The 8502-nt window shown below is 69.1% G+C and carries 4 protein-coding genes; 3 read left to right on the top strand and 1 reads right to left on the bottom strand.

Annotated elements, in window-relative coordinates; all coding sequences use genetic code 11:
* From E9529_RS20430 to E9529_RS20420, 3 genes are all read left to right on the top strand, one after another.
* Positions 1-380, top strand: a 380-nt coding sequence (locus tag E9529_RS20430) for a hypothetical protein (protein WP_236833105.1), incomplete at its 5' end; no start/stop codon positions are given.
* Complete coding sequence (locus E9529_RS20425; RefSeq protein ID WP_236833104.1) at positions 377-1669, top strand: DNA adenine methylase; 1293 nt, start codon at positions 377-379, stop codon at positions 1667-1669. The genes E9529_RS20430 and E9529_RS20425, both read left to right, overlap by 4 nt.
* A gap of 294 nt (positions 1670-1963) precedes the next feature.
* The gene (locus E9529_RS20420; RefSeq protein WP_236833103.1) at positions 1964-2251 is read left to right on the top strand and encodes a hypothetical protein; all 288 of its coding nucleotides are present in this window, start codon (positions 1964-1966) and stop codon (positions 2249-2251) included.
* A 197-nt stretch (positions 2252-2448) separates the two neighbouring features.
* On the opposite strand, the gene mobF is transcribed toward E9529_RS20420, so the two are convergent.
* Entirely contained in the window at positions 2449-7944 is a 5496-nt protein-coding gene (mobF, locus tag E9529_RS20415; protein WP_236833106.1) for a MobF family relaxase, read from the bottom strand.
* Positions 7945-8502 lie beyond the last annotated feature (558 nt).

Genomic DNA, 8502 nt, shown 5'->3' with positions numbered 1-8502 from the left:
GGATAGGTCCCTCGACAAGACCCATCCTTGCTGGTCAGGAGCACTTTTCAGTTGATCAACACCCGGTCACGCCGCTCTCCCGTGAAAGCCCCGGGCTAGACGGGCGCGTCGTCGTCCCCACGGTCATGCCTGCCGCAGGGCCGGCCTACGCCGCTGGCGGCGGACAGCCAGGTCCTGACGGCTATCCGACGCTCGGCGCCATCCTGGACGTCATAGACCGGACCGGCTCCTCGATGTACCGGGACGGGATCATCCCTGTCGCGGCAGCGCACGGAAAGGCGGCATTCCCTATCGGAGTCGGCACCGACGTGCTGCGGCTTGTCGCCAAGCGAAAGTTGGGTCTGGACCAGCCCCCACCATCGCCCGGCCGATCGGCATGATCGTGGCGACCGGAGCTCAGATGGCGGCTAGAACCCCAGACGCGGACGATCGGATCGCGACCGCAGCGACGTCAGACGGACGCTTGTTCGCGCCCGCAGAAGACACACCTCTCACAGCTGTTCTTGCGAGCGACAGTCTCGCCACCCGGTACACCACAGGGCTCGCCCGCGGCATCCACACCGACCCTGCCGCCATCACGAACAGCGTCGCCAAGGCCCGGTACCAGACGCCGCTGCGCTATCCGGGCGCTAAGACCGGGTTGGCGCCAGTCATCGGAGAGCTGCTGCATGCCGCCTCACGGCATCGCTCGCTCCGCGACATCGACCTGCTCGTCGAACCCTTCGCGGGCGGCGCCTCCACTTCCCTCCGCCTTGTAGGCGACGGCACAGTCCGGCGGGTTCTGCTCGCCGACGCCGACCCGCTCGTCGCCGCGTTCTGGCAAGTCGCTGCGTCGGAAACCGACGAGCTCATCGCACGCATGCGCGCCGAGCACGAGCAATACATTGCCCCTGGCACGGCGGAGGCAGTGCAACGTTGGGACTACTGGCGCGCTTGGTCTCCGCCCGCAGGAACGCGTCCGTCGACATCCCGTTTCGAGTCGGCTGTCAAGTGCCTATACCTCAATCGGACGACGTTTTCCGGAATCTTGCACGGTCGCGCCGGACCGATCGGTGGCCGCTCCCAGACCTCGGACTACAGTATTGGCTGCCGGTTCAATCCCGATGCGCTTGCCGATCGCATCTCCTATGTCGGCCATCTCTACGACACTGGCCGCCTCATTGATGTCTGGTGCATGGATTGGCGCGACACCCTCGAGAACACGGCCTCGGTCTACAAGACGCTCGTCCCCAACCACGTGGTCGCCTATCTCGACCCGCCATACCTACGCAAGTCGGCGAAGTTGTACAACACCTCGTTTGATGAAGGGACGCACTCTCCGCGTACCGTCCCCGCTCCCGCGGGATGGCCGAACGCCTTAGCCCACGAGCAGTTGGCCCGCTATCTGACCAGCAAGATGCGTTACCGCTGGATATTGTCGTACGACTACCACCCGGAGCTGCTCGCGTCGTTTCTGCTCTACGGTCGCGACCGTATGAACCCGTCAGATGGCGCACGGGCCGAGGGCATCAAGCAATGGCGCATCTCCAAACGAATCGTTCGACTCACCTACACCGCCGCGGCCCGAAGCAGCCGTGACGGGGCAGACGAGTTGCTGCTCACCACCCTTCCCCCGAGCGCAGTGCCCACCAACGACCTCATCCGTGCCATCGGCTCCTTGACTCGATGACTGGATCTAGGCGCACGCGGGCGGGCGGTATCAGGCGCGGTGGCTGACATGGCATATCCCGCGTGGGCCTTTTTCCCCAGACAAGTGACACCCGCTACCTGGGTTCAGCCGTTCCTGGAAGTTGTCTCGACATGTCAGGGAGCGATTGACTCTGCGTCTCACCGGTTGTTGGTCAGTGACGACGTCGTCGCCCTCCTGCGAGGTCCACTCATCGCTAACGGATGGCTCGTAGAAGGCAGTAAACGTGCAGCCGATAAGATCCACCGGCCGGTACTGTTTGGAGACAACGGCGTCGTGCGGGTCAAGCAGGAGATCGACGGTTGGCACCCGGAAGAGCGAGTCGTCCTAGAAATCGAGTCCGCTCGGGCGGTGCAGGGTAACGCCATCTACCGAGACCTCGTTCGAGCTTCCCTCATTACTGATGCCGACTACCTCGCTCTCGGCGTCCGCTCGCGATACCAATACGGCACCCGAAACACCGCGCAAAACGACTTTGCATACACGCGTGACGCGCTGGACTCCATCTATGCCTCTGGCCGCCTCGGGCTGCCGTTCCGAGGAATTCTGGTCTTCGGTTGGTAGGTCGAGACCCGGCCAAATCCTGGCGGCGCATCCCGCTGTGAGTGCTTCGTACCGATCGCATCCGTACGAAGCACTCTTCTTTGGACCGGTGTAGTTGGCCCTGTCATAGGCGCCGTCAGCAGACTGCAACGTCGGCTGCGAACAGTATCTAACACGGGCTCTCAGCGACGGCTGGCGGGATTCGCGTCAGATACGGGCTAGCGCAGGTCAATGGGAGTGCCAGACGACGGCCATCCCGTTTGACCCGTCTTGTGACGATCCGAATCTGAGGGCGTTGTCCGGAATGCCTGTCGCGGCCCGGCCGTGAGCTTGTTAGGGGACGAAGTGATCGGTTGGGTCTCGAGCACGGCGCTGTGGACAGTGCCGGGCGGCAAACCCAGGACCTCCGTGACCCGGTCAATGTGTGCCAGCCACCGGCTGGGCGGTAGGGCCACGATGATGGCGCCCACGTCGCGCATCGCCGTGCGAAACACTGCAGTGCTTCTGTCCGAAAGCGCAGCGGTGATGCGGGCGTCCAGAAGGATGTCAGCGAGGCTGCTTGCGGCGTCGATGACCGTCCGAAGCGCGGTTGGCCCCTCGCGGTGGAAGAGATCGGCGGGATCCAGCCCGTCGGGGAGGGTTAGCCAGCGCGGGTCATCGCCACGGGTCGTGAGTTGCCAGAAGACCCGTTCGGCGGCCTGCTGCCCGGCTGGATCGTTGTCGGTGGCCACCAGTACGCCTGGACCGCCACGACTGATACACGCTCCTAGAAGGTCCGCTTGCCGGTCGGTGAGGGCGGTGCCGAGGGTGGCGACGCCAACGGTCCGCCCGGCACCGGCCAACGTGATGGCGATGGCGTCCAGCGGGCCTTCGACGAGAGCTGGGGTCGCTCCCGACGCCAGCGTGGATTGCGTCTCGTAGAGCCCGAACAGGTGCTCGCCCTTCCGGTACAGATCGGTACCCGGAGTGTTGAGGTATTTGGGCCCGGCGTGCCCGTCATCTGCTGCGCTGGGGTTGCGCCGGGCGACGAACCCGACGATCGCGCCGTCGAGGGCGTGGATGGGGAACACAAGGCGGTCGCGGAAACGGTCGATCAGCGCCCCGGTGCGCGCGCGCTGAGCCAGCCCAGCGCCGAGCAGTTCGTCCTCGGTGGCGCCGAGACCGCGCAGGTGCCCGACGAGCGCGGTCCAGCCGCCTGGTGCGTAACCGGGGCTGAACCGCGGATCGCCGATGAGGTCGGCGCCCAGCCGGTTCTGCACGTAACCGCGTGCCCAGGAGTCGGGGTAGCGGGCGGTGAAGAAGGCGGCGGCTTGGGCGTTGAGCTCGATGAGCCGGGTTCGGCCAACGACGGCGGTGGCCCAGAAGTGCTGCTCGAGCAAGTAGTCGGCGTCGTCGGCTGGGTCACTCACGTTGTTGACCGCAAACGGGTCCGGTGTGAACCACCGGGCCGAGGACGCCGGGGGAGGGGTGTCGTAGTCGGGGTCGAACGGCGCCTCCTCCTCTACGGGCGGCACGTCCGTCGCCAAGAAGTCAGCGGACGCAAGGACGTCCACGGCGGGCAGGAGGTACGCGTCGTCAGGCGGCTGCAGATCGGCCGGCAGCGGTTCAGGGTCGTCGACGTGGGCCGGGGCGGGGTCGGTGAGGGCGGCGACCCGGAATACCAGTGCCTCCACCAGGCCAGTGCGGTCGCCGGTCACTGCGGGCCGGAGGCCGGCGACTGCGGCGCTGAGCAGGTCGGCGGGGGACCAGCCTGCCCCAATGCCGTTGGCGACCCCGGCGACCAGGGCCGGCCACGCGGGGTCGGCCAGGACAGCCCGCGCCTCCTCGTGGGGCAGCAGGGCCGAGAGGGTGGCGCACCAGTCCGGGCGTGGCGCGGCCGTGCCCGGGGCACCGGCAACCGTCGCCGGAGCGAAATGGGGTGCCAGCCGCCACCACAGCGCCGCGGCAGGCATGTCATCGGGCAGCGGCCGCTGCGCAGCCACGGCGGCGAACATGCCGGCGGCATCCAGACCGGCGCGGGCAGCGGCGGCCAGCCGGTCGGCGAGGACCGGCCAGTGTTCGTCTCGGCGGATGCGCGGATCGATGCCGTCGGCCAGTGCGACCCACACCGAGCTGTCGCGGGCGGGGCAGGCGGCGGTTACCGCCTGATCCAGTCGTGCCTGATGGCGGCGTTCCGTGGCTGGTTCCCGGGATGGCCCGGTGTGGCGCCGGTCATTGTCGGGAACGGCGAGAGCGGCCCGCCAGATGGCGAGCTCGGCCCGGAGCGAAGCATGGTCCGGGCCTAGCAGGTGCCGCGCCCAGGCGGGTGCGGTGGCCGCTGTCATCACAGCTGTTGCGGCGGCTACCCGCGCCGCGCAGGCGGCGAGGTGATCCGCGCGGGCGATGAGGTAGGGACCCCAGTGCGGATCGGCGGTCAGTGCGGCCGGTATGCCGGCCAGCCAGGGGAGCGGGCCGACCGGACCGGGAACGTGCAGCCGCCAGTCGATGACGGCTGCGGGGTCGCCCGCCGTCTGCAGCTCGCGGGCCTCGACCGCGCTTCTCAGAACGGCGAGGGGGGTCCCGCCGGTGAGGGCGAGCAATGCCAGGTGACCGCGGAGCGCCGGCCACGCCGCAGCACCGGTCAGCCCTGCCCACAAGCGTTCGGCAGCGTCCTCCAGTTCTTCTGCAGTCTCAGCACCGAGGCGGTAGATAGCGGCAAAGCGCAGCGCGTCGACGTACCAGTTCGCGGCGCAGTTCAGCTGCCCCGCGGGGTCGACCGACGTCCTATGTGCGCCGGTGGCCGAGAGCTGCGCGCCGTCCCGGGCCAGGATGCTGGCCAACAAATCGGTGGCGGTGGGCGGAGAAACGGCGGCCGGGGTGACGATGCTGTGTGGATCGCCGTCGCCGACCGTGGCTAGGTACAGGTGGTTGGCGCCGCTGCCGCGGGACAGCGCCACGTAGAGCAGCTGTCGGGACTCGGTGCCGTCGAGCACGGTGTGAGAGGCATCGGCGGTGACCCCCTGGGCGCCGTGCACGGTGGTGGCGTAGCCGAGCTGCACGTGCTCGCTCACGTAAGCCGCCGGCAGGGTGACCCGTCGACCAGTATCGGCTTGGATGGCGGCCAGGCTGCCGTCGGCGTGGACGACCGAGACCGTCCAGCGGTCACCGTTCTTCACCCAGTCGCCTGCAGTGATCGGCAAAGCCCGGTCGTTCGCGCGGGTGATGATCATGTCTCCGGCGCTGGCCCGGGTGCCGTCCGCGAGGATCGCCTCCAGCCCCACGGGTTCTCGCAGCCGGGTGAGGCGGTCGGCTCGGGCCCGCTGGTTGAGCATGAGGACGGCGTTGCGGGTCGCGGCAAGCAGCAGGGCGTCGACCCCTCGTTCGCGATCGGCGGCCCACGCCAGGTATGCCTGCTCGGCGCAGGTTGTCGGATCGCCGACGTGCACTCGGCCGGAGTCGAGATAGAAGCCGAGCCCGATCGTGTCCCCATCCCGGATGGCGACGGTCGCCGCGGCCTCCGCCGGATCAGCGAACCGCACCAACTCCGTCAGTGTCACCGCGCCGTGCGTCGCGGCGATCTCCCGCAGGACACCGCCGGCGGCCACCGAGGCCAGCTGCCGGTCGTCGCCGACTAGCCGCACCGACCCGCCCCTGCCCAGCACGAACTCGACGACGCGGGCGAGCTCCAGCGTGCCGGCCATGCCGGCCTCGTCGACGATGACCAGGGTGCCCGGCCCGACGTCGGCAACCCAGTCAGGCCGCCGGTCGGCGTCGAGGGCCCAAACGAGTTTCGCCACGGTGTCGCTGTAGGCGGCGACGGCTTCCCGCAGCCCGGTAGCGGCCACCGCTGACGGCGCCAGACCCAGTACACGGCCGCCGTTGGTTCTCCAGGCCCGGGAGAGGACGGCCAGCGAAGTGGTCTTGCCGGTGCCCGCCGGGGCGATAGCCAGCTGCACCCGGGCGCCGCTGCCGGCTAGTTCCCGGACCAGCTGGGCCTGACCGGGATTCAGCTGCGCGCCGTTGGCCGTCGTCTCCAGCAAGGCCAGCTCCACCACCGTGGGGTCCACTCGGCGTCCGTCAGTTCGGCCGGCGGCGGTGAGCAGCCGGGCCTCGGCGTCCAGTACCGCCTGGCACGTGTAGAGCTGGGCACCGGCGACGCTGTACACGCTGGTCCCGTCGGACCGGCGCAGCTCCGGCGGCTCCACTGCCGGATCAGCTCCGCCCAACGGGATGGATAGGGCGGGGGATAGGGCGGCCTGGGTGACCCGGTGCACCGCGGCGTCCACGTCGCCGGGCACGAGCGCTGCAGCGCGCACTACCCGTTCGGCCTCGGCGCGGACGTGCCAGAACTGCCAGGTTGCCCGCTGTGCGGCAACCGTGGCCAGCACCCGGCCGGCGGCCGTCAAAACCCATGTCTCTGTGACGTCCGGTGCTGGATTCCTTCTGGGGCGGAGGACATCGGCGAGCATGCGGTTCAGCGGGGCCGGCCCCCCGAGCACGCCGAGGGCCTCCTGCCGCCAGGCAACCCGTTGCTCGGCGAGGGAACGCGGTTCGTGCTTGGCCTCCCGCGTCTCCAGGGTGGCCTGCTGGGCCAGGGCGATCGCCTCCGACGCCGTCGGCGTCCGGCCGTGTTCACGCTGAAAGGCGGCGGCCAGATGACCCCGGCGGACGTCGATGGCTCGCCGCCGCGACGACCAAACAGACAGCAGCCGGGAGTCGATGCCGAGGATCTCCCGCACCGTCCGTTTGCCGGAGTCACCGCCGGAGCGGTCGGCGAAGCGGACCCCGAGGCGGTCCACCAGTGCTGCCTCCAGGACGGTGTTGTACCGCTCCGACGCCGCGACGTTGGCCTTGTACAGGACTCGGCCGTCCAGCGCCCGCCACTGACCGTCGGTCGTCTGCACCTTGTTGCTCACGGCCACGTGGGTGTGTAGATCGGGATCACCGGCCCGTGAGTCGCGGTGGGTGAAGGCCGCGGCGACCAGCCCCGTTGTCTCCACCTGGCGAACTCCGTCGTGGCCGAGCCGCGTGAAGCAGGCGTGCCGCTCCAGCCAAGCCAGCGTGTCAGCGACGGCGGCGGCATGCGCGGCCTCTATCTGCTCCGCCACCGCCCGCGGCGCCAGAGCCCACAGGGCCGATACCGACTTCACTGGCGAGAAGGTCAGGTCGAAGCCGGCCACCGCGGTTGTGACCGGGCGGGACGCCTGGGCGATGAACCCGGACAGTTCCCGGGCATCGGACGGCGGCCGGCCGTAAGTCTCGGTGAACATGGCCCGCGCCAGCTCTCCGCGAATTCGAGCTCGCTCCTCCTCCGGAAGGGCGGCACCAGGCGGCGAGCCCCGAGCCGCGTTGATCGCGGCGTACTCCTGCGCGCAGCGGGCCTGGAGACCTTCCGCGGGAACGGAAAAGGTGCGGAACGCCACGCCGAGGGCACCGGCGGCGCGGGATTCCTCCGCAGAGCGTCCCGCCGACAGGCTCTCGTGTTCCAGCCGCGCCGCATCCGGATGGCGGCCCTGTCCGAACAGGGACTTCATCTGCTGCTCCTCGACCGGTTGCCCGGCGACCACCCCACCCAGTCCGGTCAGTCCGGCGCCGGCCCACGCGCCCGGCGACTCACCGCGCTGCGAGTAGTAGTCCCCCAGGCCCACATGGCCGCGCTCGGTCGCGTCCAGCGCTGCAACCTGCCGGGTCAGGTACGTGTAGCCGTCGCCGGCAGTCAGTTTGTGCAGCGACATCACGGCCGGACCGTAGGAAGGCTGTCTCCAGTTCGGCTCCAGTCGCTCCTTCCTCAGATCTAGGTGCTGGACGCCCTGCGGGAAAGCGGGGAGCTCATGACTTCGAGGGCACTGCTCGGATGCGTGCGGCGTCAGTCGCTGCCGCAGTCACGCCACGGATCCGGCTGGAACGTCGGGCCGCCGGGGAAGTGGATGAAGCGGCGCCGTACGGCACGTACCTCGACGACCTCGGCGTCAGACGTAGCGACGCAACCGCCGAGTGCCGCCTTGATGAGCTCCTATGTGCAAGGGCTCGGCGGTAGCGTTTGGTTTGGCGGTGGGTGCGGTGGACTGGCCGCAGCGAAGAGCAGGTCTGGGACTGTGATCCTGTCGCGCAGCTGGCTTCGGCCGTAGAGACGCGTCCCGTTTGCCGCTGCCGCACTCACCGTCCTATCGCGGCTGGTGCCCGCCCGGCGGCGAGGTGAGTGGCGTCCACCAAGGTGGTGTGCGACGGCCCCGGTGACCAGCGGGCCCTGCACGTGAAGGCGGCCACCGCGTGATCTTCTGGATACCTTCCAC

The sequence above is a fragment of the Blastococcus sp. KM273128 genome (assembly GCF_021698975.1).
Taxonomy (GTDB): Bacteria; Actinomycetota; Actinomycetes; order Mycobacteriales; family Geodermatophilaceae; genus Blastococcus.
The sequence above is the reverse complement of the archived record's forward strand: the minus strand, read 5'-3'. Positions and strand labels throughout refer to the sequence as shown.